A 25,487-nucleotide genomic window follows, 5' to 3' on the forward strand; every position below is an offset into this window, starting at 1 on the left:
TCCGAATGCTCGCCTTGCCTCACCTCCCGCCACACGAAAAGCCACGGCCGGCCTCCCGCGCGAGATCGGGGACAATAGCGGCTTGTTTCACACGTGAGCCGTTCCTGCCACCTCATGGCCTTACTTCCCTACTCCCTGCCGAAATCCGTGTTGTTCAAGATGGACCCGGAGGCCGCGCACGAGCTGACCATGGCCGGTCTCGCCCGTTTCCAGAACACCCCGCTGGCCTGCCTGTGGGGCGCCGAACGGGTCAACGACCCCGTTGAGATCGCCGGCATCACTTTCCCCAACCGGGTGGGCATGGCCGCGGGCCTGGACAAGAACGGTCGCGTGATTGACGGCCTGGGTGCCATGGGATTCGGCTTTGTGGAAGTGGGCACCGTGACCCCGAAAGCGCAGCCGGGCAACCCCAAGCCCCGCATGTTCCGCCTGCCCGAGGCCAACGCGCTCATCAACCGCCTGGGCTTCAACAACGACGGCCTGGACGCCTTCCTGGCCAACGTCAAGCGCGCGCGCTTTCGCCAGAACGGCGGCATCCTGGGTCTGAACATCGGCAAAAACGCCGTCACCCCCATTGAGAATGCGGTCGACGACTACCTGATCTGCCTGGAAGGTGTGTACCCGCACGCCGACTACGTCACGGTCAACATCTCTTCTCCCAACACCAAGAACCTGCGCGCCCTGCAAAGCGACGAAGCCCTCGACGCTCTGCTCGCCCAGCTTCAAGAGCGTCGCCAAGACCTCATCAAACGCCATGGCCGCACCGTGCCCATGTTCGTGAAGATCGCGCCTGACCTGGACGAAACCCAGGTGGGCGTCATCGCCGCCACACTGCAGAAGAACGAGATCGACGGCGTCATCGCCACCAACACCACCATCTCGCGCGAAGCCGTCAAAGGCCTGCCGCATGCCGAAGAAACTGGTGGTCTGAGCGGCGCGCCCGTGCTGGAGGTCAGCAACCTGGTGATCCGCCAACTGCGTGCTGCCCTGGGTCCGCGCTACCCCATCATTGGTGTGGGGGGCGTGATGAGCGCCGCCGATGCACGCTCGAAACGCGACGCTGGCGCCGACCTCGTCCAGATCTACACCGGCCTGATCTACCAGGGACCCGAGCTGGTCAAGGCTTGCGCCCAAGCCCTCAAGCTGGGCTGACCGACTCCGGTCGCCGCCCGCCATCCACCAGGCGGGTGGCCAGCTCCAGGTCCTGGATGCACTCTTTCGGTGTCAGGTCAAGGGCGCGTGTGTAGCGCATGTAAACCTGATGCACGGCCGAAGGCTGCTTCTCCGTTTCCAGCATCACGGTCGCAGCCAGCTCATTGGCCAGACTGGCCACCGTGCGCAAGGTCTCCTCACGCGTCGCGGGCTTGCGCACCGGGTTGCTGCGGCTCAAGGGTCGCGCAGATGCCAGCAGGCGCTCATGCAGGCCCCAATGGCGCAGCACGGCCGCCGTCAACTCGTCCATCTCCACACCCATCACCGCACTCACGGCGGCCTCTGGCGGCATGCCGGGCGTCGGGCGGCCTTCGGATTCGGTGGCGGGCAGCTCCTGCATCAAGCGTGAGATCTGCGCCGTCTCATCCGGGAAGTGGTAAGCGATCAAGGCTGAGCCCAAAGATTGCGCCATCGCCGCCAGCGCGGCCTCTTCATCCTGAATGGAGAACGGCGCCATCAAGCGCGCAATGTGTCCGGCAATGCAATGCCGCCTGAGCTCAGCGCCCAGCACCGACACCGCCGCAGCCCCCTCATCCGCGCTCAGACTGGCCTGCGCGGCCAACGCACCGGGCCAGGCACGGATGCTGGACGCCACACGACGGATGCCCTCCTGCCCGAGCATCACCACCGCTCTCGACAAGGTGGTCGCGCCCTCGTCGTCGCCTTGGCTCTGGAACGAGGCCGTGTTGACAGCGCGCAACATCTCCCAGGCCATGGCCGGGTTCTTCAACACCACCTCGATCAGGTCATCCACCCGCAAGGTTTCCACCGACAAGGCCGACACCAGCGCACGCTCGGTGCCTGGTCGCCCAGGCAAGGCGCCGACCGTGTTCAGGCGGTCCAGCAACAAGGCCAGTGGCCCACCGGCATCTTCGGTGTGCGTCTTGATCCAGCGCTGCAAGGCACTCAACAAGGTGCGCGCATTCAAGTAGCGTTGTCGCTGCTGCCGGTCCGTCGCACGGTTGGCAATCGCACGCAAAGGGTCCGGCACGGTCTGCGGCGTGCTCCAGGGCAGCCGCACGATCTCAGCCCCGACACGGGTCACCGCATTGCCCAGATCCGGCTCGTCCAAGGCGGGCTGGTTGGCCAGCAACCGGTGCAGCAGCAGGCCGACCATCAACACGTCGCGCTCACACGCCTGACGCAATCCATACAGATCAAGATGGGTGCGGCGAGGCTCACCTGCCGCCCCGGCCCTCAAACCCACGCCCAATGCCGCCAAGCGTGCCCGCCCCGATCGGTCGAGCAGCACGCTGTGCAGACCGATGTCCTGATGCACCAACCCCGCCTCATGGGCATAGGCCAGGCCATCCAGCACATCGACCACGATGCCAGCGCTTTCCTGCGGTGTCAGGGGTGCACCATCGGCCAATCGCTCCGCCAGGGTGACCAGTTCACCTCGCTCCAGAATGACAAAAGGCCAGCCTTCATGAACGCCCACCTCCAGCACCTGCGCCAGATGCGGGTGCTTCAGGCGTGCACCCAACTGCACATCCTGCATCCACACCTCGCGTTCAGCCTCATTCAGAGGTTGAACACGTGGCACGCACAGCGCCGCCTCCTGTTTGAGGTGACTGTCCAGCACCATCCACATTTGTGATGCGCTCGAACGCGCCAATTGCTGACGCAACTCGAACCGCCCGAAATACCGAGGGCGTGCAGAAGGTGTGGGCGTGGCACGCGTCATGGAGTGCGTTATCGAAACAAGGGGCTGCCGGCCCAGAAAGAGCACAGCCCCTCCATTGCACGACATATTCAGACAAGCCGATACTTTAGCGTAGGGGGCATAAGCCACCCATTTCACTGGATGAATGCAACCGCCGCGCAACAGTTTGCGGCTATGGGCGCCATCAACAGGGTCTCTCAGGTCAGACCCTGATCTCGACATCTTCTGTGTCAAAATCGTCGCATATCTGGACAGGTGCGACGTTGAACTGATGAAGCGCCTGTTCCTGCATCCTCAAGGACAGTTTCATGAGCAGCGACCTGATCAAACACATTTCCGACGCATCTTTCGACGCAGACGTGCTGCAATCGACCCAGCCCGTGCTGGTGGACTACTGGGCCGAATGGTGCGGCCCCTGCAAGATGATTGCCCCGATCCTGGACGAAGTCGCCAAGGACTACGCTGGTCGCTTGAACGTTGCCAAAATGAACGTCGACCAGAACCGCGATGTGCCCGCCAAGTTCGGCATCCGCGGCATCCCCACGCTGATGATCTTCAAAGACGGTCAATTGGCCGCCACCAAGGTCGGCGCCCTGTCCAAGGCCCAGTTGACGGCCTTCATCGACGGCAACCTGTGATAGCTGGGGGCATTTCGTCCCTATAATGCATTCACCGATTGCCTGACCGCAGTCGGTGTTCGTTTGCCTGCCCGGTCGCCCGACCGGCAGTCTGGGTGCAGATCCCGCAATGTGAGTCACCCTCACCAGCCCGAATCCAGTCACCCGAGCGAACCGAGGCGTTCGCCTCAATCCATCCTTTCACCCACGCGTTTTTCACCTGCTCGGCCAAACGTTGCTGCAACGTTGTGGTGCCTGCGGGTTTCGTTCAGGGTACCCCTACATGCATCTGTCAGAACTGAAGGCGCTGCACATCTCCAAGCTGGTCGAGATGGCAGAGACTCTTGAAATTGAAAACGTCGCTCGCATGCGCAAGCAAGAGCTGATGTTTGCCATCATGAAGAAGCGCGCCAAGGCCGGAGAGCAGGTCTTCGGCGACGGCGTCCTCGAAGTGCTGCCCGACGGCTTCGGCTTCCTGCGCGCCCTCGACATGAGCTTCCTGGCCAGCACGGACGACATCTACCTGTCGCCCAGTCAGGTGCGCCGCTTCAACCTGCACACCGGCGACCTGATCGAAGGCGAAGTGCGCGTGCCCAAGGATGGCGAGCGCTACTTTGCCCTGGTCAAGGTGGACCGCGTCAACGGCATGTCGCCCGAGGTCAACAAGAACAAGTTGATGTTCGAGAACCTCACGCCGCTGTTCCCGACCGAGCAGTTCAAGCTTGAGAGCGACGGCCTGCGCAGCGACGACAACGTCAGCAGCCGCATCATTGACCTGATCGCCCCCATCGGCAAAGGCCAACGCGCCCTGATCGTCGCCCCGCCCAAGAGCGGCAAGACGGTGCTGATGAAGAACCTGGCTCACGCCTTGGTCGCCAACCACCCTGACGTGCACCTGATCGTGCTGCTGGTGGACGAGCGCCCGGAAGAAGTGACCGAAATGCAGCGCACCGTGCGCGGCGAGGTCATCAGCTCCACCTTTGACGAACCCGCTCAGCGCCACGTTCAGGTCGCCGAAATGGTGATCGAGCGCGCCAAGCGCCTGGTCGAACTGGGCAAGGACGTGGTCATCCTGCTGGACTCAATTACCCGTCTGGCCCGCGCCTACAACAACGTCCTGCCCTCGTCAGGCAAGGTGCTGTCGGGCGGCGTGGACTCCAACGCCCTGCAACGTCCCAAGCGCTTCTTCGGCGCCGCGCGCAACATCGAAGAAGGTGGCTCGCTGACCATCATCGGCACCGCGCTGGTCGACACCGGCAGCCGCATGGACGAAGTGATCTACGAAGAGTTCAAGGGCACTGGCAACTGCGAAATCCACCTGGACCGTCGCATGGCCGAAAAGCGCGTCTACCCTTCCATCCTGATCAACAAGTCGGGCACCCGCCGCGAAGAGCTGCTGCTCAAGGCCGAAATCCTGCAAAAGAGCTGGATTTTGCGCAAGCTGCTCTACCCGATGGACGAGATCGAGGCGATGGAGTTCGTGCTCGACAAGATGCGCTCCACCAAGAACAACCACGACTTCTTCGACATGATGAGGCGTGGTGGCTAATCCACCCCGAAACCCGTTATAATCTCGGGTTTTCCGGCTGTCGGAAAGTGCCAGGCATGGTGCCTGGTGGCTACCGATGATGCAAACAGCAAGAGGTTCCCCTATGCCTAAGCAAGGTATTCACCCCAACTACCGCGACGTCGTCTTCGTCGACCAGTCCAACGGCTTCCAATTCATCACCCGCTCGTGCGCTCCTACCAAGGAAAGCATCAAGCTGGACGACGGCCGTGAACTGCCCCTGTTCAAGCTGGAAACCTCTTCCGAATCGCACGCCTTCTACACAGGCCAGCAAAAGAGCGTGGACACCCTGGGTGGCCGCGTCGAAAAGTTCCGCAACAAGTTTGCGCAGTTCCGCAAGTAATTCGGCTCTCGGGCCTGCTCATGCAGCGCCCGTTTCCGCGATACTCAAAAGGGTGGCTCAGGCTGCCCTTTTTCATTTCTGCCTTGCTCCGCCCTGCACCGCATGAACGCTCGTCTTCAGGAATCCCGCGTCTCCCCAGCCCTGGTCACCCAGAAAGCGGTGCAGCGACTGCCGCGCTGGGCTTTGCTGCTGTTCTGTGCCGCCTATGTGCTGCCGGGCCTGTTTGGGCGCGACCCCTGGAAGAACGAAGACATCGCCTCGTTCGGGCACATGTGGAGTCTTGCCTTGGGGCAGGCCTCTTGGTTGCACCCGAATGTGGGTGGAGTGCTGCCCACCTCGGGCGGGGTACTGCCTTACTGGCTGGGCGGCGCCTTCATCAACGTGCTGAGCCCTTGGGTCGATCCGGCCCTGGCCGCGCGCCTACCGTTTGCCATGCTCTTGGCGCTCATCCTGGTGCTGACTTGGTACACCACCTATCACCTGGCGCGTACCAAGGCAGCCCAGCCTCTGCCTCTGGCCTTCGGGGGCGAAGCGGCACCGGCCGATTACGCCCGCGCCGTGGCCGACGGTGGCGTGTTGGCCTTGATTGCCTCGCTGGGCTTGTTGCAACTGGGGCATGAAACGACTCCGGAATTGCTGCAACTGGCAGGCAGCACGCTCTTCCTGTACGGCTTGGCCGTGGCCGAGACCCGGGCTGACAAGGCCCGTTGGGCGGCCTTGCTGAGCTTGCCCGTCATGGCCGCCAGTGGCAGCCCTGCCGTGGCCTTGTGGCTAGGCGCGGCTGGGGGCCTGGTCTGCCTGCTGTCCCGTCAGCCCGAACAGCGTCAGCATCTGCGCTGGGTGCTGGTGTCCATGCTGCTCGCCCTGGCCTTGGCCAGTGGCTTGTCGGCCATGGGGTTGTCAGGCTGGTCATGGCGACTGTCCTGGCCCGACACGCCGGGAGCGGTCCTGCGCCTGCTGGTGTGGTTCACCTGGCCCGTCCTGCCCTTGGCGACACTCACCATCTGGCACTGGCGGCGGCAGGTCACGCATCGCCACATTGCGGCGCCCCTGCTCACCGCGCTGGTGGGCCTGTTGGCCTCGCTGAGCATGGGGGCCAACGAACGCGCGCTTCTCACTGCCCTGCCCTCGCTGGCCGTGTTGGCCGCGTTTTCGCTGCCCATCTTGCAACGCAGCCTCGGCTCGGCCATCGACTGGTTTTCGGTGTTTTTCTTCACGGTGTGCGGCCTCCTGATCTGGCTGGGCTACGTCGCGCTGCACACCGGTGCCCCCGCTCGCACGGCCGAGCGCATTGCCAAGCTGGTGCCTGGCACCCAGGCTGACTTTTCCTGGCTGGCCTTGATTGCGGCTGTGATGGGCACCTTGCTGTGGCTGGGACTGGTGCGCTGGCGCACCGCCCGTGTGTCTCACGCCTTGTGGAAGAGCCTGGTGTTGCCTGCCGGAGGCGTGGCCTTGTGCTGGCTGCTCTTCATGACTTTGTGGCTGCCCATTTTGGACCAGGCCCGGAGCTACCGCGCCATGGTCGAGCGCATGCAGGCCGATGTGCGCCCCCACACGATGGTCTGCGCCCCGGGCGCCACAGTCGCGTTGTTGACCGGCCTGGAGTATTTTGGGCACTATCGGGTGGATGGCCTCGCGCCCCAGCTGGGCCATCAGGCCCGCCACTGTGAGGTGCTGGTTGTCCAACTCCCCGGTCGGGTGGCCATTCCCGAGGTGCCAGGCTGGCACCTCCAGGCACGGCACAACCAGCGCACCCGCAATTCCGAACAGATCGTGATCTACCGACGCTGAAGTTGGCGCTCACACGTTGCGAACGCGCACGGCCGGCAGCGTGAGGCTGAAGGTGGACCCTCGCCCCAGCTCGCTCTGCACCTTCAACTCGCCGCCATGGCGTTGCACCACGTGCTTGACGATCGACAAGCCCAAGCCCGTGCCACCCGTGTTGCGTGAACGACTGCTGTCTGCGCGATAGAAACGCTCAGACAGGCGCGAGATGTGTTCGGGCGCGATGCCCACACCCCCATCCTTCACGCTGAATTCGGCGCGACCATCGGGCAGCATTTGCCAGCGCACATCAATGGGTTGGCCATCAGGGGTATAGCGCACGGCGTTGGACACGAGGTTGCCCATCGCACTCAGCCATTCACTCTCCACAACCGCGATCTCGCCGCGCAGGTCCCGCGCATCGACGGTCACCGTCAAGGGATGACGGCCGCGCGACAGGCCGCGTACATCGTTGTCGATGCGCTGCATCAAGTCGTCCACCTTCAACCAGCGATCCGGCGCGGGACGCGGACTCCCCTCTATCTGAGCCAGGGTCAACAAGTCTGAGACCAGGCTCTGCATGCGCTCAGCTTGCTGCGACATGAGGCCGATGACCCGCTGGCGCTCCACCTCGGTCAAGGGCAACGTCCCCATGGTTTCAATGAATCCACTGAGCACGGTCAACGGCGTACGGATCTCATGCGAGACGTTCGCCACGAAGTCGCGGCGCATGTGATCGGCCCGCTCACGCTCGGTGATGTCTTGCGACAAGACCAGTTTGAGCCCATCGCCGTAGCCCTTGACCTGAATCTGCAGCCAGTTGTGTGCACCGGTGGCCATGGGGCATTTCACCCCCTCGCGAAAGTCGCCCGCGCTCAGGTACTGCACAAACGCTGGCTGGCGAATCAGATTCGTCACGCGCTGCTGCAGGTCACGCCGTGGATCGAGTCCAAAATGGTTGGCCGCACTCGCGCTGATCCATGTGATGTGCTCGGCAGCGTCCAGCAGCATGACGCCGTTGGGCGACACCTCGATCGCCGACAAAAACTCGGCCAGCCTGGCCCGCTCTTGGTCGATGGCCTGCTCGCGCCCGTGCAACAGACGCTGCACGCGATGCGCAATCTCTCCCCAGATACTGGAGATGGAGGGCGGCGACATTTCCGGCGTGCGCAGCCAGTCGAGCAACAACTGCCCCCGCCAGGTGTCCACGGCGGACTGAATGATCAGTGCCGCGGCACACCCCACCACGGCCAACGTTAAAGGGTAGGCTGTGTAGTACCCCACCAGCCAACCCGCCAGCGTACCGACGCAGGCATAGCCAATGCGGGATGACACCCGTACCAATAACCACGATTGGTTTGAATCCACCGCTCGTCCTGGTCAGTCAGGCCGCAGCCTCGGCCAATTGCTGCGTCAGGCGGTAGCCCGCCCCACGAACGGTTTCGATCAACTGTGAGCGCTGCACAGGCGACAGGGCCTCGCGCAAACGCTTCACGTGCACATCGACTGTGCGTTCCTCAATGAACACGTGGTCACCCCAGACCCGGTCGAGCAACTGCGCACGGCTGTGAACCCGCTCCGGGTGCGTCATGAAGAAATGCAGCAGCTTGAACTCGGTGGGACCAATCTTGACCTCCTGCTCGCCACGCGAGACGCGGCGGGTGGACGGATCCAGCCTCAAGCCGGCCACTTCAACCGCCGAATCAAGCGCCTGCGGGGCCTTGCGACGCAGCACCGCACGCACGCGCGCCATCAACTCCTGTGGCGAAAAGGGCTTGGTCAGATAGTCGTCTGCCCCGGCATCCAGCCCCGCCACTTTGTCCGCCTCTTCAGCACGCGCCGTCAGCATGATGATCGGGATGTCGCGGGTGCGAACGGCCCCACGCCAGCGCTTGGCCAGCGTCAGCCCCGACTGGCCTGGCAGCATCCAGTCCAACAACACCAGGTCGGGCATGACCTTGTCGATCTGGGTCTGCGCATCCTCACCGTTGTCGACCACCGTCACTTCAAAACCGGCATGACGCAGGTTCAGGGCGATCAACTCTGCGATCGCCATTTCGTCTTCAACCACTAGCACACGGCTCATGGGCTGCTCCTGAATCGCTTCTTACTTGATGATGGACTCGACAGCGTCAGGCGTGTTGTGGCGCACGTCGGTGCCCTTGACGATGTAGATCACCTGCTCGGCCACGTTCTTGGCATGATCACCCACGCGCTCGATGGCCTTGGCCACGAACACCAGGTCAATAGACGCCGAGATCGTGCGCGGGTCCTCCATCATGTACGTGATGAGCTTGCGCATGAGGCCGTCGAACTCGGCGTCAATCTCGTTGTCAGCACGGATCACATCGATGGCCGTCTGCGTGTCCAGGCGGGCAAAAGCATCCAGGGCACGACGCAACGATGCGGTGGCCAGCGTCGAGGCAAACTGCAGATCGCTCACGGGCAAACGCAAGCGGGTGGACACCCCCGTGTTGATCAGGCGTTGCACCGTGCGGGCCACGCGTGCGGCCTCGTCGCCCACGCGCTCCAGATTGCCGATGGTCTTGGAAATCGCGATCAGCAGACGCAGGTCACGCGCTGTGGGCTGGCGCCGGGCGATGATCGTCGACAGGTCGGCATCGATGTCCACTTCCATCTGGTTGACCAGGGTTTCCTGCGCCAACACCCGCGTGGCTTCTTCGCCATTGAACGTGGTCAAGGCCTCGATGGCCTGCGCCACCTGCGACTCCACCAGTCCGCCCATCTCCAGCACACGCGTGGAAATGCTGCCGAGCTCAGAGTCAAATTGGCTGGACATGTGTTTTTCTGACATGAGGCAACTCCTTCAATGTTTGTGATTCAACTTGCTCAGGGGCTGCGTCATCAGCCGAAACGGCCAGTGATGTAATCCTCGGTCTCATTGCGCTTGGGTTTCATGAAGATATCGGTGGTCGGGCCCACCTCGATCAGCTCCCCCAGGTACATGTAGGCCGTGTAGTCAGAGCAACGTGCAGCCTGCTGCATGTTGTGGGTCACGATCAGCACGGTGTAGTCGTTCTTGAGTTCGTGAATCAGTTCTTCGATCTTGCCGGTCGAGATCGGATCCAGCGCCGAGCACGGCTCGTCCAGCAACAGCACTTCGGGCTTGATGGCGATGCCGCGCGCAATGCACAAACGCTGCTGCTGACCACCTGACAGGCCCGAACCGCTTTGATTGAGCTTGTCCTTCACTTCGTTCCACAACGCGGCCTTCTTCAGCGCCCACTCCACACGCTCGTCCATCTCGGTGCGCGACAGGGTCTCGAACAGGCGCACGCCGTAGGCGATGTTCTCGTAGATCGACATCGGGAACGGTGTCGGCTTCTGGAACACCATGCCCACGCGGGCTCGGATCAAGGAGACATCCTCCTTGCTCTTGAGGATGTTCTCCCCGTCGAGCAGGATCTCGCCCTCGGCACGCTGCTCCGGGTACAACTCGAACATGCGGTTGAAGGTCCGCAGCAACGTCGACTTGCCGCAACCCGAGGGGCCAATGAAGGCCGTGACCTTGTTTTCAGGCAGGGTCAGGTTGATGTTCTTGAGGGCGTGGAACTTCCCGTAGTAGAAGTTCAGGTTGTGGACGGCCAGCTTGATGCGCTCCGTCTGTGCAGTATTTACCTTGGTATCCATGGTCTGGAACTCCATCAAATCAGGGGGCCAGGCGCATCAGCGCTGACGGAAGAGGACACGGGCAATGATGTTGAGAGCCAGCACGCCCACGGTGATCAGGAACACGCCTGCCCACGCCAGCTTCTGCCAGTTCTCATACGGACTCATTGCAAACTTGAAGATCGTCACCGGCAGGCTGGCCATCGGCTGGGACATGTCGGACGACCAGAACTGGTTGGACAAGGCCGTGAACAACAACGGCGCCGTCTCACCAGAAATACGCGCTACCGCCAGCAGCACCCCCGTCACCACACCGGCGCGCGCCGATTTGAGTGTGATCGTCAGGATGACGCGCCACTTCGGTGTGCCCAAGGCATAGGCCGCTTCACGCAGCGCCTGCGGCACCAACGTCAGCATGTTCTCGGTCGTACGGATCACCACCGGCACCACAATCAGCGCCAAGGCCAGCACACCGGCCCAGGCCGAAAAAGACTGCATGCGGGTGACCACCACCGAATAGATGAACAGGCCCACCACGATCGACGGCGCGGACAGCAGGATGTCGTTGATGAAGCGCGTGGTGCTGCCCAAGGCGCCGCGCTGACCATACTCAGCCAGATAGATCCCCGACATCACGCCCACGGGCGTGCCAATCAAGGTCGCCAGGCCCACCATGAACAGCGAGCCCATGATGGCGTTGGCGAGACCACCTTCGTCTCCCGGCGCCGGGGTCATCTGGGTCAGGGTGGCCCAGGTGAGACCATCTACACCCAGCCGAACGGTCTCAGCCAGAATCCAGATCAACCACACCAGGCCAAACGCCATCGCCACCAGCGACAGCAGCAAGGCCAACACATTCACCATCTTGCGCGATTTGTAGCGCTTCAGACGCAGGGCTTTCATGTCGGCGGCACTCATGCTGCAGCTCCTTCAGAACGCTTCAGACGGGACAGGAGAATCCGCGAGAACGCCAACACCACGAAGGTGATGAAGAACAGGACCAGGCCCAGGTAAATCAGCGAGGCCTGATGCAGCCCCTCGCCCGCTTCCGCAAACTCATTGGCCAGGGCCGAGGTGATGCTGTTGGCCGCCTCAAAGAGGGACAGCGAATTCAGTTGGTTCATGTTGCCGATGACGAAGGTCACGGCCATGGTCTCACCCAGGGCCCGCCCCAGCCCCAGCATGATGCCGCCCGTCACACCCGTCTTGGTGTAGGGCAGCACCACCTTCCAGACCACCTCCCAGGTGGTTGAACCGAGCCCATAGGCCGACTCCTTGAGCAGCGGCGGGGTCACTTCAAACACATCGCGCATCACCGAGGCAATGAACGGGATGATCATGATGGCCAGGATGATGCCGGCAGACAGGATGCCGATGCCCACGGGCGGGCCGGAGAAAAACGCCCCCAGATACGGGATGCCCTCGGTCCAGGACTGCAAGGGTTGTTGCACATAGGTGGACAAGATGGGCCCAAACACCAGGAGCCCCCACATGCCGTACACGATGGAGGGCACGGCAGCCAACAACTCCACGGCCACCCCCAACGGACGCTTGAGCCAGTTCGGCGACAGCTCCGTCAGGAACATGGCGATCCCGAAGCTGACCGGCACCGCGATCAACAGCGCGATGAACGAGGTCATCAAGGTGCCATAAATCATCACCAGCCCACCGTAAGAATCCTGAACCGGATCCCAATCGGTGCGCCACAGAAAGCTGAAACCATATTCCTTGATGGCCGGCCAGGCACCAATGAACAAGGACACCATGATGCCCAGCAACAGTGACAAGGTCACCAGCGCGGCCAGACGGGCCAAATTGGCAAACAAGGCATCTGCCCAGGGGGCGCTGACACGCCGTTGAGGAGGATTGGTCATGGGTTCACGCTTGGACCCTTTGGAGGTCGGGGCGCCAGAAAGTCTGTCAGCAGGAAGAATGGCGGTCATCGACAGCCTCCGTGGAGTGGGTCATTCAACATGGGTCAGCAAGGTACGACAAGAGGCCGATCACCCCATCCAGGTGACCGGCCAGATCTGCCAGTGCAGAAACTTACTTGTAAGAAACGGCCTTGCCAGAGGCATCTTTCACCTGCGCCCACGACTTGCGGACAATGTCCTTCACCGAAGCGGGCAGAGGCACATATTCCAGTTCCGTCGCGGTCTTGTCGCCGTTGTTGTAAGCCCAGTCAAAGAACTTCAAGGCAGCGGCCGATTGCTCAGGCTTCTGAGGGGCCTTGTGCAACAAGATGAAGGTGGCGCTGCTCATCGGCCAAGCGGTCTTGCCAGGCTGATTGGTCAGCACCTGGTAGAACGACTTGTTCCATTCGGCACCAGCCGCCGAAGCCTTGAAAGCACTGTCATCGGGCTGCACGAATTCGCCCGACACGTTCTTCATGGCCACGTGTGCCAGCTTGTTGGTCTTGGCATAGGCGTACTCGACATAACCGATCGAATTAGGCAGACGGCCGACGAAAGCCGACACGCCTTCGTTACCCTTGCCACCCGCACCGGCGGGCCACTTGACGGCAGCGCCTTCACCCACCGACTGCTTCCACTCGGCATTGACCTTCGACAGGTAGTTCGTGAACACGAAGGTGGTGCCCGAACCGTCAGCGCGACGCACCGGCGCAATGGCAGCATCGGGCAGCTTCACACCAGGATTGAGCGCCACAATGGCGGGGTCGTTCCACTTGGCGATCTTGCCCAGGTAGATGTTGCCCAGCACTTCGCCAGTCAGCCTCAGTTGACCTGGCTGCACGCCCTGGATGTTGACCACAGGCACCACGCCACCGATCACGGTGGGGAACTGCACCAGCCCGTCCTTGGCCAGCTCTTCGTCCGTCAGCGGCATGTCAGAAGCGCCGAAATCGACGGTCTTGGCCTTGATCTGACGGATGCCCGCGCCGGAACCCACCGACTGGTAGTTGATGCGCACGCCGCTGGCGGTGTTGTAAGCAGCAGCCCACTTGGCATAGACGGGGGCAGGGAAGCTGGCGCCCGCGCCGGTCACGTCATTGGCCAACGCGCCAAAAGATGCCACGGACAGCGCCACGGCTGCGGCAGTGCGAATCAGTTTGAAGCTCATGTGTACGCCTTTCCTGTCTTCTGACAGATGTGTATCGACAGCACCCACTTTAAGCAGCCAATGTGACGCGTCTGTGACACCAAAATCATCTTTGTCACACAAACTGCGTCACGCAACACCACGTGCGAGATACGAAATTGTCATATCCCCGACGTCAGATTGTCATGTAGCCGACCCGCGCCGTCCAGCCACAAAAAAGCCGGCCACCTCGCGGTGTACCGGCCAGACACTCAGGCATCGGACGCTCAGGAACTCACGGCATCCACCAGCATCTGCGCACAGCGATCGGCCAGATCCTGCTCACGCGCCTCCACCATCACGCGCAGCAAAGGCTCCGTCCCAGAAGGGCGAATGAGCACACGCCCCTGCCCCACCAGCATGCCATCAACGTCTTTTTGCACCGCTGCCAGGCGTGTGTTGTTTCGCCAATCCTGGCCAGGCTGCAAACGCACATTGATCAGTCGTTGCGGGAACAGGGTGACACCATCCAGCCATTGCGCCAGGCTGCGCCCGCTGCGCACCACCGCTTGCAACACCTGCAGTGCACTGACCATGCCATCGCCCGTGGTGTGTCGGTCCAGGGCCAGCAAATGCCCTGATCCCTCACCGCCCAGCTGCCAGCCTCGACCGAGCAACTCCTCCAGCACATAGCGGTCCCCCACCTTGGCCCGCACAAAATCCACGCCACGGCTTTGCAGCGCCAACTCCACGGCCATATTGGTCATCAGCGTGCCCACCGCACCGGGCACCGTCTCACCTTGGGCCAGACGATCGGCCACCAGCACATACAACAACTCGTCACCGTTGTAGAGGCGCCCTTGCGCATCCACCAGCTGCAGGCGGTCGGCGTCACCGTCGAGCGCGATGCCGTAATGGGCACCGTGAGCGGCCACAGCCGCCACCAAAGCCTCTGGGTGGGTGGCCCCCACGCCATCATTGATGTTCAGCCCATCGGGCGCACAACCGATGGAAATGACCTCGGCGCCCAACTCATGCAGCACCGCCGGCGCGATCTGGTAAGCGGCACCATGGGCGCCATCGACGACCAGCTTCAGCCCCTTGAGGGACAGATGCGAATCGAAGGTCGCCTTGCAGAACTCGATGTAGCGGCCACGGGCATCCTCCAGGCGGCGCGCCTTGCCGAGGTTCCTGGAGTCCACCCACTGTGGTGCCTGCGTCAGGGCCGCCTCGACCTGCAACTCCCATTCGTCCGGCAGCTTTTCGCCATTTGCCGAGAAAAACTTGATGCCATTGTCCTGGAACGGGTTGTGCGACGCGCTGATCACCACACCCAGACTTTGGCGCAGGGCGCGGGTCAGGTAGGCCACGCCGGGTGTTGGCAACGGGCCGGTCAACAGCACGTCAACCCCTGCAGAGGCAAAGCCGGCCTCCAGTGCAGACTCCAGCATGTAACCCGAAATGCGCGTGTCCTTGCCGATCAAGACGGTGGGACGCGCCTCGGTGCGGCGCAAGACCTGCCCCACGGCGTGCCCCAGGCGCAACACGAAATCAGGCGTGATGGGAGCTTGACCGACCGTGCCGCGGATGCCGTCGGTACCGAAATATTGACGTGACATGAATGAAGACAACCCTACTGACTTGTTAGCCGGCCATGATAACGGGAACACCCCTCATGCCACCGAGTCAGGCAAGCCCGCTGCGGCCCAGACCTTCAAGGCGTCGACGGTTTCCGCGACATCGTGCACGCGCACAATGTGCGCGCCCCGTTGCACCCCCGCCAAGGCCGCGCTCAGGCTGGCCGCGAGGCGCTCCCCAACCGGCCGGCCCGTGAGGGCGCCCAGGCTGGATTTGCGCGACCAGCCAATCAGCAGGGGGTAGCCCAACTCCAGCAGAGACGCCTGCTCCCGCAAGAGACGGAAATTGTGCTCCGGGGTTTTGCCAAAACCAACACCGGGGTCGAGCGTGATGCGAGCAGGCGCCACGCCTGCGGCCCGCACCACCTCAACTCGCTGAGTCAGGTAGGCCTTGACTTCGTCGACCACATCCGGATAGTGCGGGCGCAACTGCATCGTGGCGGGGTCGCCCTGCATGTGCATGAGGCACACCCCGCACACGCCATGTCGGGCCACGGCGTCCACGGCCCCCTCGTCCTCCAGGCCACGGATGTCGTTGATGATGTCCACCCCCAGGTCCAGCGCGCGACGCATCACCTCGGCTTTGCAGGTGTCGATCGACAACGGAACGCCCAGCGACAGCGCGCCGCGAATCACCCCTTCTAGCCGGGCCCACTCCTCGTCCACTGTCAGCGTGGGCGCGCCAGGGCGGGTGGACTCTCCACCCAGATCCAGAATATCCACCCCGTCCTTGATCAATTGTTCGCAGTGCGCCAGCGCCAATCGGGTGTCCGCGTGCTGCCCCCCGTCAGAAAACGAATCTGGGGTGACATTGACGATGCCCATAACCTGCGGGCGGCTCAGGTCGATCTGAAAACGGGTGGTGTGCCAGGTGAACATGATGCTGAGAAGTGAGCTGGAATGCACAACGGGGCCGAAGCCCCGTTGATTGGTGTGTGACGTGCCCGCAGGTCAGACGGCAGCCGGTGCGCCGTCTGGCTTGACCGGTGGCTTGGGGTCACCGCCAGAGCGGTTGACCGAAGGCGTCCAGTCCTTGGGTGGATGCGGCTCCTTGCCGGACATGATCTCGTCGATCTGCTCGGCATCGATGGTTTCCCATTCCAGCAAAGCCTTGGCCATCGCGTGCATCTTGTCCTGGTTGTCTTCGATGAGCTTGCGCGCCAGGGCGTACTGCTCGTCGATGATCTTGCGGATCTGCTTGTCGACCTTTTGCATGGTCTCTTCAGACATGTGCGTGGTCTTGGTGATGGAGCGACCCAGGAAGACCTCGCCCTCGTTCTCGGCGTACACCACCGGGCCGAGTTCATCAGTCATGCCATAGCGGGTCACCATGTCACGCGCAATCGCCGTGGCACGCTCAAAGTCGTTGCTCGCGCCTGTCGTCATCTGGTTCATGAAGACTTCTTCGGCAATGCGGCCACCGAACAGCACCGAGATGGTGTCCAGCATGCGGTTCTTGTCCATGCTGTAACGGTCGCCTTCCGGCAGCTGCATGGTCACACCCAGCGCGCGGCCGCGCGGGATGATGGTGACCTTGTGCACCGGATCGGTCTTGGGGAGCAGACGTGCCACCAGGGCGTGACCGGCCTCGTGGTACGCCGTGTTGCGACGCTCCTCCTCGGGCATGATCATGGACTTGCGCTCGGGGCCCATCATGATCTTGTCCTTGGCCTTCTCGAAGTCCTGCATCTCCACCACGCGGCCATTGCGGCGTGCGGCAAACAAGGCAGCTTCGTTGACCAGGTTGGCAAGGTCAGCACCCGAGAAACCGGGGGTGCCACGCGCCAGGATGTCGGCACGCACGTCTTGGCCCACGGGCACCTTGCGCACGTGCACGTTCAAGATCTGCTCGCGGCCCCGCACGTCCGGCAGGGTCACATAGACCTGGCGGTCAAAACGGCCAGGACGCAGCAAGGCCGGATCCAAGATGTCAGGACGGTTGGTCGCGGCGACCACGATCACACCGGCGTTGGTGTCAAAGCCATCCATCTCGACCAGCATCTGGTTGAGGGTCTGCTCGCGCTCGTCGTTGCCACCACCCAGGCCCGCACCACGGTGACGGCCGACCGCATCGATTTCGTCGATGAAGATGATGCAAGGGGCGTTCTTCTTGGCTTGCTCGAACATGTCACGCACGCGCGAAGCGCCCACGCCGACGAACATTTCCACGAAGTCGGAACCCGAGATGGTGAAGAACGGCACCTTGGCTTCGCCCGCGATGGACTTGGCCAGCAGCGTTTTACCTGTGCCCGGAGGGCCGACCAGCAACACGCCACGCGGAATGCGGCCACCCAGCTTCTGGAACTTCTGCGGGTCACGCAGGAAGTCGACCAGCTCCTTCACTTCTTCCTTGGCTTCATCGCAACCGGCGACATCGGCAAAGGTGACGGTGTTATTGGTCTCGTCGAGCATGCGAGCGCGGCTCTTGCCGAAGCTGAACGCCCCGCCCTTGCCGCCACCGCCCTGCATCTGGCGCATGAAATACACCCACACGCCGATCAGCAGCAGCATCGGGCCCCAGGACACCAGCAGGCTCATGATCAACGACGGCTCTTCGCGGGCCTTCACGTCAAACTTGACGCCGCTGGCCAACAGGTCACCCACCAGACCACGGTCCAGGTAGGTGGCCGTGCTGCGCAGACGCTTGTCGTCGGTGGTGATCGCAATGATCTCAGTGGCACCGCCCCCGTTCTCTTGCAGCACCACGCTCTTGATGCGTTTGGCACGAACCTCCTCCAGGAAGTCCGAATAGGCGATCTGACCGCCGGCCGCGCTGACGCGGTCGAACTGCTTGAACACGGTGAACAACACCAATGCCACCACCAACCAGACTGCAATCTTCGAGAACCATTGATTGTTCACCGAGGCTCCTTGTTCCAATTCAACCTGAACCGGCTGATGCTGGATGCATCACCACACCCGTTCAGGGCTCCGTCCTGACGTACCCGTCATCTTCTTGACAAAGTACGGCAGAGCGTACGAGCTATATGAGGATGATTCTAGACGAGTCAAGAGTGACCCTGCAGTCAGCTACCCACAGCTTGACCACGGATTTAGGCTCTCTGATCGACCCGATCAAGAAAATTCATCGGGCCTTGAGGCCAATCCCGACCAGAAACGTCTCGGACGACTTGTCCCGCGAGGCTTTGGGCTTCATGGGCTTCACGATGCGGAAGTTGGCTTTGAACATGTCCACGAGCTGGGTGTAGCCAGATCCGTGGAACACCTTGCACACCAGGGCGCCATCTTTCTTGAGATGGTGCTGCGCAAAGTCAATCGCCAGCTCGATCAGGTTTTCGATCCGGGCCGCGTCATGTGCGCCGATACCGCTCAGGTTCGGGGCCATGTCCGAGATGACCACGTCCACGGGCCGATCGCCCACGCTCGCCTGCAGCTTCTGCAGTACATCCTCTTCACGGAAATCGCCCTGGATGAACTGCACCCCTTCAATCGGCTCGAACTCCAGCAGGTCGAGCGCAATGATGGTGCCGTTGAGTTCGCCCACGGCTGCCCCGCCCGTGCCAGCGTCCTTGGGCGCAAATTTGCGCCGCACGTACTGGCTCCAAGCCCCCGGCGAGGCCCCCAGATCGACCACCAGTTGCCCCGGTTTGAGCAACCCCAGGGTCTCGTCAATTTCCTTGAGCTTGTAGGCCGCACGCGATCGGAAGCCCTCTTTTTGCGCCAATCTCACGTAAGGATCGTGGATATGGTCATTCAACCAGGCCTTGTTGACCTTTTTGCTTTTGGTTTGGACTTTCATGGCTTGATAATAGAGGAATGCCTGCAATTGAATTGACCACCGCCGAACGTCGTGCCCTGCGGGCCGACGCACACCACCTGGACCCCGTCGTGATGATCGGCGGAGACGGGCTCACGCCTGCCGTCCTCAAAGAAGCCGATGCCGCCCTCAAGGCGCATGGACTCATCAAAGTGCGTGTACTGGGCGACGACCGCGCCGTACGCGAAGAAATCTACGCCCAGATGTGCGACCAACTGAACGCCGCACCCATCCAGCATATCGGTAAGTTGCTGGTGCTGTGGCGCCCGATGCCGGAAAAGGTCAGCGTGGAAGAGCGCGAAGGCCGTGGCCCGGGCATGCGCGAGGTCAAGATTCTGAAATTCTCCAAGAGCGGCCTGCGTCGCCCCGAGATCAAGAAGGTCACCGTGATGGGCAACCAACGCGTCACGGCCGGTGGCCTGATCAAGCGCGCCAAGAAGCGCACGGCCAGCAAGAAACCCGCCTGAGGTGTATCGGCGGCCATGACCCGGGAGGGTCGGCCGCCCTGCAGCCACCTCACCACCATCACCACCGCCCAGGTGGTGGCTCCGCGTCAGCGCTGCCCCGTCAAACGCCAGGCCAGAATGGCCACCAACACGGCCTTGAACCAGTACAGCGTGGCCGACACGCCATGCAGCGCGCCAAACGACAACAGCGTCGCCTGCCCCGCCTTGGCCGCCTCGATCATCGGGTGCAAGGCGAACTCCCCAAAGATCGTCAGAAACAAGGCGCCCAGCGTGAGCAACAGATTGGGGCTCACCACGCTGATCTTGGCGCCGCCTTCCAGCAGGTCGCGCACCCGACGCCGCTCGATGACGAACAGGATCACGGCGAACGCCAGGCTCAAGCGCGCTTCGACACCGAAAATGCGGCCAGCGCCCTGCCCGGCCATCTGACGCTCCAGCGTGGCGAACAGCGTGGGCGCCGCGACCGCGCCCACGGCGATGATGACCCCGGCCCAGATGCCGGCCAGCCATGACTGAAAGCGCAACAGCTTCATCGCCCTGCTCCAGAGTCAATCAGATGTAGCGGACTTCGATGATCTCGTAGTCGCGCACGCCGCCCGGCGCCTGGACGGACGCCACATCGCCGGCTTCCTTGCCGATCAGGGCGCGAGCAATGGGCGAGCTGATGGAGATCAGGCCCTTCTTGAGGTCAGCCTCGTCGTCGCCCACGATCTGGTAGGTCACCACGTCACCCGTGGCTTCGATTTCCATCTCCACGGTCGAACCGAACACCACGCGGCCACCGGCGTCCAGCTCGGCCGGATTGATGATCTGCGCTGCCGACAGCTTGCCTTCGATCTCGGCAATGCGGCCTTCGATGAAGCCTTGCTTGTCCTTGGCGGCGTCGTACTCGGCGTTTTCAGACAGGTCACCCTGGGCGCGCGCTTCGGCAATGGCCTGCACCACAGCAGGACGCTCCACATGCTTGAGGCGATGCAGCTCTTCCTTGAGCAACTCGGCGCCGCGCTTCGTGATTGGAATGGTGGACATGGCTTTGTCTCGCAAAAAAGAACTGAGCCGCTGCCCAGACCGACCCGAAGGTGGTGGAAGGGCGCGGCCCAGAGGTGTTGAATTGGTTTGCCGCAGGCGACGAGCACCTGCGGCTGAGCGCACAGTTTAGTGCAATTTGGCGTGCAACTCTTGCAGCGAGTACACGACCAGATCGTCGTGGTGCTTGAGCGCTTGCACGACCGCTTCGCAGCCTGCCATGGTCGTGTAGTAGGTCACGCGGTTGGCCAGGGCGGCGGTACGGATGCTGCGCGAGTCGGCAATGGCCGTGCGAGTTTCGTCCACGGTGGTGAACACCAGCTGAATGTCGCCTGCCTTGATGGCGTCCGAGATGTGCGGACGGCCATCCTTGACCTTGTTCACCGGCTTGACTGGCACACCGGCTGCCGCGATGGCCGCAGCGGTGCCCTTGGTGGCCACCACGTTGAAGCCCAGCTCGACCAGATCCTTGGCGACCTTGACCGCGCGCGCCTTGTCACCGTCCTTCACCGAGATGCACACCGTGCCCTTTTCAGGCAGGCGCGAACCGGCACCGAGCTGGCTCTTGAGCATGGCTTCGCCGAACGTGGCGCCCACCCCCATGACTTCGCCTGTCGAACGCATTTCAGGGCCGAGGACCGGGTCCACGCCTGGGAACTTGTTGAACGGGAAGACGGCTTCCTTGACGGTGAAGTAAGGCGGCACCACTTCGCGCGGGGCCTTGCCATCGGCGCTCTTTTGCGTCGACAGTTTCTGACCTGCCATGCAGCGGGCTGCAATCTTGGCCAGTTGCTGACCGGTGGCCTTGGAGACGTAAGGCACGGTACGCGAAGCGCGTGGGTTCACTTCCAGCACGTAGACCGTGACGGCGTCCAGCCCCTGGGTCACATTGCCCTGGATGGCGAACTGCACGTTCATCAGGCCGACGACATTGAGGGCCTTGGCCATCAAGGCAGTCTGGCGACGCAGTTCGTCCTGAATCACGGCCGACAGCGTGTAAGGAGGCAGCGAACAGGCCGAGTCACCGGAGTGCACACCTGCTTGTTCGATGTGCTCCATGATGCCGCCGATCATGACTTCGGTGCCATCGGAGATGCAGTCCACGTCCACTTCGACCGCGTCGTTCAGGAAGCGGTCCAGCAGCACGGGCGACTTCTCGGAGACGCGGACGGCTTCGCGCATGTAGCGCTCCAGGTCCTTGTCACCGTGCACGATTTCCATCGCGCGGCCACCCAGCACGTAAGAAGGACGCACCACCAGGGGATAGCCGATCTCTTGTGCCAGTTGCAGTGCCGCTTCTTCGGTGCGCGCCGTGCGGTTGGGCGGCTGCTTGAGGCCCAGCTTGTGCAGAAGCGCCTGGAAGCGCTCGCGGTCTTCCGCGATGTCGATGCTGTCCGGCGAGGTGCCAATGATGGGCACACCCGCACGCTCCAGATCCAGCGCGAGCTTCAACGGGGTTTGACCGCCATACTGCACGATCACGCCCACCGGCTTTTCCTTCTCGACGATTTCCAGCACGTCTTCCAGCGTCACCGGCTCAAAGTACAGGCGGTCGGAGGTGTCGTAGTCGGTCGAGACGGTTTCGGGGTTGCAGTTGACCATGATGGTCTCATAGCCGTCTTCGCGCATGGCGAGCGAGGCGTGGACGCAGCAGTAGTCGAACTCGATGCCTTGACCAATGCGGTTCGGGCCACCGCCCAGCACCATGATCTTCTTGTTGCTCGTCGGCTCGGCTTCGCACTCGCCACCTTCGGTCTCGTAGCACGAGTACAGGTAGGCCGTTTGCGTGGCGAACTCGGCTGCGCAGGTGTCAACGCGCTTGTAGACCGGACGGACCTTGAGCGCATGACGGGCCTTGCGGACCTCGTGCTGGTTGGTGCCCATCAGCTTGGCCAGACGACGGTCCGAGAAGCCCTTTTGCTTCAGGTAGCGCAGCTCGGCAGCCGACAGGCTCTCCAGCGTGCGACCCTTGACCTGGCCTTCGGTCTTGATGATGTCTTCGATCTGCGCCAGGAACCAGGGGTCGATCTTCGTTTCTTCGAAGATCTCATCCAGGCTCATGCCCAGGCGGAAAGCGTCACCCAGGAACAGGATGCGATCCGGACCCGGGGTGCCGATCTCTTCGACGATTTCCTCGCGGTCGGTGCTGATCTCGCTCAGGCCGTCAATGCCGGTTTCCAGGCCACGCAGGGCCTTCTGGAAGGATTCCTGGAAGGTGCGGCCCATGGCCATCACCTCGCCCACCGACTTCATCTGCGTCGTCAGACGCGAGTCAGCTGCGGGGAACTTCTCGAAAGCGAAACGCGGGATCTTGGTGACGACGTAGTCGATCGAGGGCTCGAACGAAGCCGGGGTGGCGCCACCGGTGATGTCGTTCTTGAGCTCGTCGAGCGTGTAACCCACCGACAGCTTGGCCGCGATCTTGGCGATCGGGAAACCCGTGGCCTTGGAGGCCAGCGCCGACGAACGCGACACACGCGGGTTCATTTCGATCACGATCATCCGGCCGTTGTCCGGGTTGATCGAGAACTGCACGTTGGAGCCGCCGGTTTCCACGCCGATTTCGCGCAGGATGGCGATGGAGGCGTTGCGCAGCAGCTGGTATTCGCGGTCGGTCAGGGTCTGGGCCGGGGCCACGGTGATGGAGTCACCGGTGTGGATGCCCATCGGGTCCAGGTTTTCGATCGAGCACACGATGATGCAGTTGTCCGCCTTGTCGCGGACCACTTCCATTTCGTACTCTTTCCAGCCGATCAGCGATTCTTCGATCAGCAGTTCCTTGGTCGGGGACAGGTCCAGACCACGCTTGCAGATCTCTTCGAATTCTTCTGGGTTGTAGGCAATGCCACCACCGGTGCCACCGAGCGTGAAGCTGGGACGGATCACCATGGGGAAGCCAGCGCCACCGATGTCGGCCGTGATGCGCTTTTGCACCGCCCAGGCTTCTTCCATCGAGTGGGCAATGCCCGACTTCGCCGAGTCCAGACCAATGCTGGTCATGGCTTCCTTGAACTTCTGGCGGTCTTCGGCTTTTTCGATCGCGTGCTCGTTGGCACCGATCATCTCGACCTTGTACTTGTCGAGCACGCCATGCTTGTGCAGGTCGAGCGCGCAGTTCAGCGCGGTCTGGCCGCCCATGGTCGGCAAGATCGCGTCCGGGCGTTCCTTGGCGATGATGCGCTCGACCACCTGCCAGGTGATGGGCTCGATGTAGGTGACATCGGCCGTGGCCGGGTCGGTCATGATGGTCGCCGGGTTGCTGTTGACCAGGATGACCTTGTAACCCTCTTCACGCAGGGCCTTGCAGGCCTGAGCGCCGGAGTAGTCGAATTCGCAGGCCTGACCGATGATGATCGGGCCGGCGCCGATGATGAGGATGCTCTTGATGTCTGTGCGCTTAGGCATTCTTCTTCTCCATCAATGCCACGAAGCGGTCGAACAGGTAGCCGATGTCATGCGGTCCGGGCGAGGCTTCCGGGTGACCCTGGAAGCTGAAAGCGGGTTTGTCGGTGAAGGCCAGGCCTTGCAGCGTGCCGTCAAACAGCGAGACGTGCGTGGCGCGCAGGTTGGCCGGCAGCGAGTCGATGTCTGCCGCAAAACCGTGGTTCTGGCTGGTGATGCTGACGCGACCGGTGTCCAGATCCTTGACGGGGTGGTTGCCGCCGTGGTGACCGTGGTTCATCTTGAAGGTCTTGGCGCCGGCAGCCAGGGCCATGATCTGGTGACCCAGGCAGATCCCGAAGGTGGGTATGCCAGTGGCGACCAGTTCCTTGACCGCGGCAATCGCGTAGTCGCAGGCCTCGGGGTCGCCAGGGCCGTTGGACAGGAAGATGCCGTCAGGTTTGTACTTCAGGGCCTCGGCAGCGGGCGTCTGGGCGGGCAGCACGGTGACCTTACAGCCGCGCTCGGCCAGCATGCGCAGGATGTTGCGCTTGACGCCAAAGTCATAGGCGACCACGTGGAACTTGGGGGCCGTCTGCTGGCCGAAACCGGGCTTGCCGCCCAGTTGCGGGTTGGCCAGCTTCCACTCGGTCTCGTCCCACACCGTCACGCTGGTCTGGCTGACGACCTTGGCCAGGTCCTGGCCGTTCATGCTGGGTGCAGCCTTGGCCTTGGCGACAGCGTCGGCGATGACCGCATCGGTGACAGCTTGACCCACAGGTAAGGCGATGATCGCGCCATTCTGGGCGCCCTTGGAGCGCAGCAGGCGGGTCAGCTTGCGGGTGTCGATGTTGGCGATCCCGACCGTGCCTTCAGCCTGCAGGTACTGCGAGAGCGTCTGGGTCTGGCGGAAGTTGGAAGCGCGGATGGGCAGGTCTTTGATGATCAGACCAGCGGCATGGACTTTCGAGGCTTCGATGTCTTCACCGTTGACGCCGTAGTTGCCGATGTGCGGATACGTCAGGGTGACGATCTGGCGGCAATAGCTGGGGTCGGTGAGGATTTCCTGGTAGCCGGTGATGGAGGTGTTGAACACCACTTCACCAACTGTGTGACCGGCAGCGCCGATCGAAGTGCCTAGAAAGACCGTGCCGTCTGCGAGGGCCAGAAGAGCTTGGGGCAGTACGGGCAGCACGGGTTCATTCTCCGTTTGTTGTGCGCGCCCAGCTCAGCCCTTGTGACTTCTGCGCGGCTTTCGCCGCCTGATACAGACGTGACAAAACGAGTCCGGTGAGGGAAACGAAGGGGGTTTCGCTAGGCGGGGATGGTTGCGGGTAAACCTTAGGAGTATAACCGATCC

The 25,487-nt window shown here is 62.4% G+C and carries 22 protein-coding genes; 6 read left to right on the forward strand and 16 right to left on the reverse strand.

What is annotated here, in order from left to right:
* Window positions 1–114 precede the first annotated feature (114 nt).
* Window positions 115–1,152, forward strand: coding sequence for a quinone-dependent dihydroorotate dehydrogenase (locus AC3WW4_RS09980; RefSeq protein ID WP_488828282.1), 1,038 nt, complete (start codon window positions 115–117; stop codon window positions 1,150–1,152).
* On the opposite strand, the gene AC3WW4_RS09985 is transcribed toward AC3WW4_RS09980, so the two are convergent.
* Entirely contained in the window at window positions 1,139–2,899 is a 1,761-nt protein-coding gene (locus AC3WW4_RS09985) for an HDOD domain-containing protein (protein ID WP_488828283.1), read from the reverse strand. The genes AC3WW4_RS09980 and AC3WW4_RS09985 overlap by 14 nt on opposite strands.
* Window positions 2,900–3,186: 287 nt before the next feature.
* On the opposite strand from AC3WW4_RS09985, the gene trxA reads away from it, so the two are divergent.
* The 4 genes from trxA (at window position 3,187) to AC3WW4_RS10005 (ending at window position 7,196) form a co-directional block, all read left to right on the forward strand.
* Window positions 3,187–3,516 carry a thioredoxin TrxA gene (trxA, locus tag AC3WW4_RS09990; protein ID WP_488828284.1) on the forward strand — a complete coding sequence of 110 codons (330 nt, stop codon included), beginning with the start codon at window positions 3,187–3,189 and terminating at the stop codon, window positions 3,514–3,516.
* 262 nt (window positions 3,517–3,778) lie between these two features.
* On the forward strand, window positions 3,779–5,044 hold the full coding sequence (gene rho / locus AC3WW4_RS09995; RefSeq protein ID WP_488828286.1) for a transcription termination factor Rho: 1,266 nt from the start codon (window positions 3,779–3,781) through the stop codon (window positions 5,042–5,044).
* Between the two features lie 103 nt (window positions 5,045–5,147).
* Entirely contained in the window at window positions 5,148–5,405 is a 258-nt protein-coding gene (locus AC3WW4_RS10000) for a type B 50S ribosomal protein L31 (protein WP_320361629.1), read from the forward strand.
* 102 nt (window positions 5,406–5,507) lie between these two features.
* A complete protein-coding gene (locus AC3WW4_RS10005; RefSeq protein ID WP_488828287.1) occupies window positions 5,508–7,196 on the forward strand; it encodes an ArnT family glycosyltransferase in 1,689 nt (562 codons plus the stop codon).
* A 9-nt stretch (window positions 7,197–7,205) separates the two neighbouring features.
* Here the strand turns inward: AC3WW4_RS10005 and phoR are convergent, their stop codons facing one another.
* The 11 genes from phoR to AC3WW4_RS10060 all read right to left on the reverse strand — a co-directional run bounded on the left by phoR (window position 7,206) and on the right by AC3WW4_RS10060 (window position 19,235).
* The gene (gene phoR / locus AC3WW4_RS10010) at window positions 7,206–8,537 is read right to left on the reverse strand and encodes a phosphate regulon sensor histidine kinase PhoR (RefSeq protein ID WP_488828288.1); all 1,332 of its coding nucleotides are present in this window, start codon (window positions 8,535–8,537) and stop codon (window positions 7,206–7,208) included.
* A 16-nt stretch (window positions 8,538–8,553) separates the two neighbouring features.
* Window positions 8,554–9,255: a phosphate regulon transcriptional regulator PhoB gene (gene phoB / locus AC3WW4_RS10015; RefSeq protein ID WP_488828289.1), complete on the reverse strand. Its 702-nt coding sequence runs from the start codon at window positions 9,253–9,255 to the stop codon at window positions 8,554–8,556.
* A 21-nt stretch (window positions 9,256–9,276) separates the two neighbouring features.
* The gene (phoU, locus tag AC3WW4_RS10020) at window positions 9,277–9,984 is read right to left on the reverse strand and encodes a phosphate signaling complex protein PhoU (RefSeq protein WP_488828290.1); all 708 of its coding nucleotides are present in this window, start codon (window positions 9,982–9,984) and stop codon (window positions 9,277–9,279) included.
* 50 nt (window positions 9,985–10,034) lie between these two features.
* On the reverse strand, window positions 10,035–10,820 hold the full coding sequence (gene pstB / locus AC3WW4_RS10025) for a phosphate ABC transporter ATP-binding protein PstB (RefSeq protein ID WP_488828292.1): 786 nt from the start codon (window positions 10,818–10,820) through the stop codon (window positions 10,035–10,037).
* 36 nt (window positions 10,821–10,856) lie between these two features.
* A complete protein-coding gene (pstA, locus tag AC3WW4_RS10030) occupies window positions 10,857–11,717 on the reverse strand; it encodes a phosphate ABC transporter permease PstA (RefSeq protein WP_488828293.1) in 861 nt (286 codons plus the stop codon).
* Window positions 11,714–12,673 (reverse strand): phosphate ABC transporter permease PstC, encoded by a 960-nt coding sequence (gene pstC / locus AC3WW4_RS10035; RefSeq protein WP_488828294.1) that lies wholly within the window; start codon window positions 12,671–12,673, stop codon window positions 11,714–11,716. Before pstC ends, pstA begins: the two co-directional genes overlap by 4 nt.
* A 172-nt stretch (window positions 12,674–12,845) precedes the next feature.
* On the reverse strand, window positions 12,846–13,880 hold the full coding sequence (pstS, locus tag AC3WW4_RS10040) for a phosphate ABC transporter substrate-binding protein PstS (protein ID WP_488828295.1): 1,035 nt from the start codon (window positions 13,878–13,880) through the stop codon (window positions 12,846–12,848).
* A 245-nt stretch (window positions 13,881–14,125) separates the two neighbouring features.
* On the reverse strand, window positions 14,126–15,457 hold the full coding sequence (gene glmM / locus AC3WW4_RS10045; protein WP_488828296.1) for a phosphoglucosamine mutase: 1,332 nt from the start codon (window positions 15,455–15,457) through the stop codon (window positions 14,126–14,128).
* 54 nt (window positions 15,458–15,511) lie between these two features.
* The gene (folP, locus tag AC3WW4_RS10050) at window positions 15,512–16,354 is read right to left on the reverse strand and encodes a dihydropteroate synthase (protein ID WP_488828297.1); all 843 of its coding nucleotides are present in this window, start codon (window positions 16,352–16,354) and stop codon (window positions 15,512–15,514) included.
* A gap of 72 nt (window positions 16,355–16,426) precedes the next feature.
* Window positions 16,427–18,337, reverse strand: coding sequence for an ATP-dependent zinc metalloprotease FtsH (gene ftsH / locus AC3WW4_RS10055; RefSeq protein WP_488828298.1), 1,911 nt, complete (start codon window positions 18,335–18,337; stop codon window positions 16,427–16,429).
* Window positions 18,338–18,560: 223 nt separating this feature from the next.
* Window positions 18,561–19,235, reverse strand: a complete 675-nt coding sequence (locus AC3WW4_RS10060) for an RlmE family RNA methyltransferase (RefSeq protein ID WP_488828299.1) — start codon at window positions 19,233–19,235, stop codon at window positions 18,561–18,563.
* Window positions 19,236–19,252: 17 nt separating this feature from the next.
* Here AC3WW4_RS10060 and AC3WW4_RS10065 point away from each other — a divergent pair, with 17 nt between their 5' ends.
* Window positions 19,253–19,720: a YhbY family RNA-binding protein gene (locus AC3WW4_RS10065; RefSeq protein ID WP_488828300.1), complete on the forward strand. Its 468-nt coding sequence runs from the start codon at window positions 19,253–19,255 to the stop codon at window positions 19,718–19,720.
* 86 nt (window positions 19,721–19,806) lie between these two features.
* On the opposite strand, the gene AC3WW4_RS10070 is transcribed toward AC3WW4_RS10065, so the two are convergent.
* The 4 genes from AC3WW4_RS10070 to carA all read right to left on the reverse strand — a co-directional run bounded on the left by AC3WW4_RS10070 (window position 19,807) and on the right by carA (window position 25,322).
* On the reverse strand, window positions 19,807–20,253 hold the full coding sequence (locus AC3WW4_RS10070) for a DUF4149 domain-containing protein (protein ID WP_488828301.1): 447 nt from the start codon (window positions 20,251–20,253) through the stop codon (window positions 19,807–19,809).
* A 19-nt stretch (window positions 20,254–20,272) separates the two neighbouring features.
* Window positions 20,273–20,749, reverse strand: a complete 477-nt coding sequence (greA, locus tag AC3WW4_RS10075; protein WP_320361653.1) for a transcription elongation factor GreA — start codon at window positions 20,747–20,749, stop codon at window positions 20,273–20,275.
* Window positions 20,750–20,875: 126 nt separating this feature from the next.
* A complete protein-coding gene (gene carB / locus AC3WW4_RS10080; protein WP_488828302.1) occupies window positions 20,876–24,151 on the reverse strand; it encodes a carbamoyl-phosphate synthase large subunit in 3,276 nt (1,091 codons plus the stop codon).
* Window positions 24,144–25,322, reverse strand: coding sequence for a glutamine-hydrolyzing carbamoyl-phosphate synthase small subunit (gene carA, locus AC3WW4_RS10085; protein WP_488828304.1), 1,179 nt, complete (start codon window positions 25,320–25,322; stop codon window positions 24,144–24,146). The genes carB and carA overlap by 8 nt, the downstream gene beginning before the upstream one ends.
* Window positions 25,323–25,487 lie beyond the last annotated feature (165 nt).

It is taken from the genome of Aquabacterium sp. TM01, assembly GCF_057808345.1.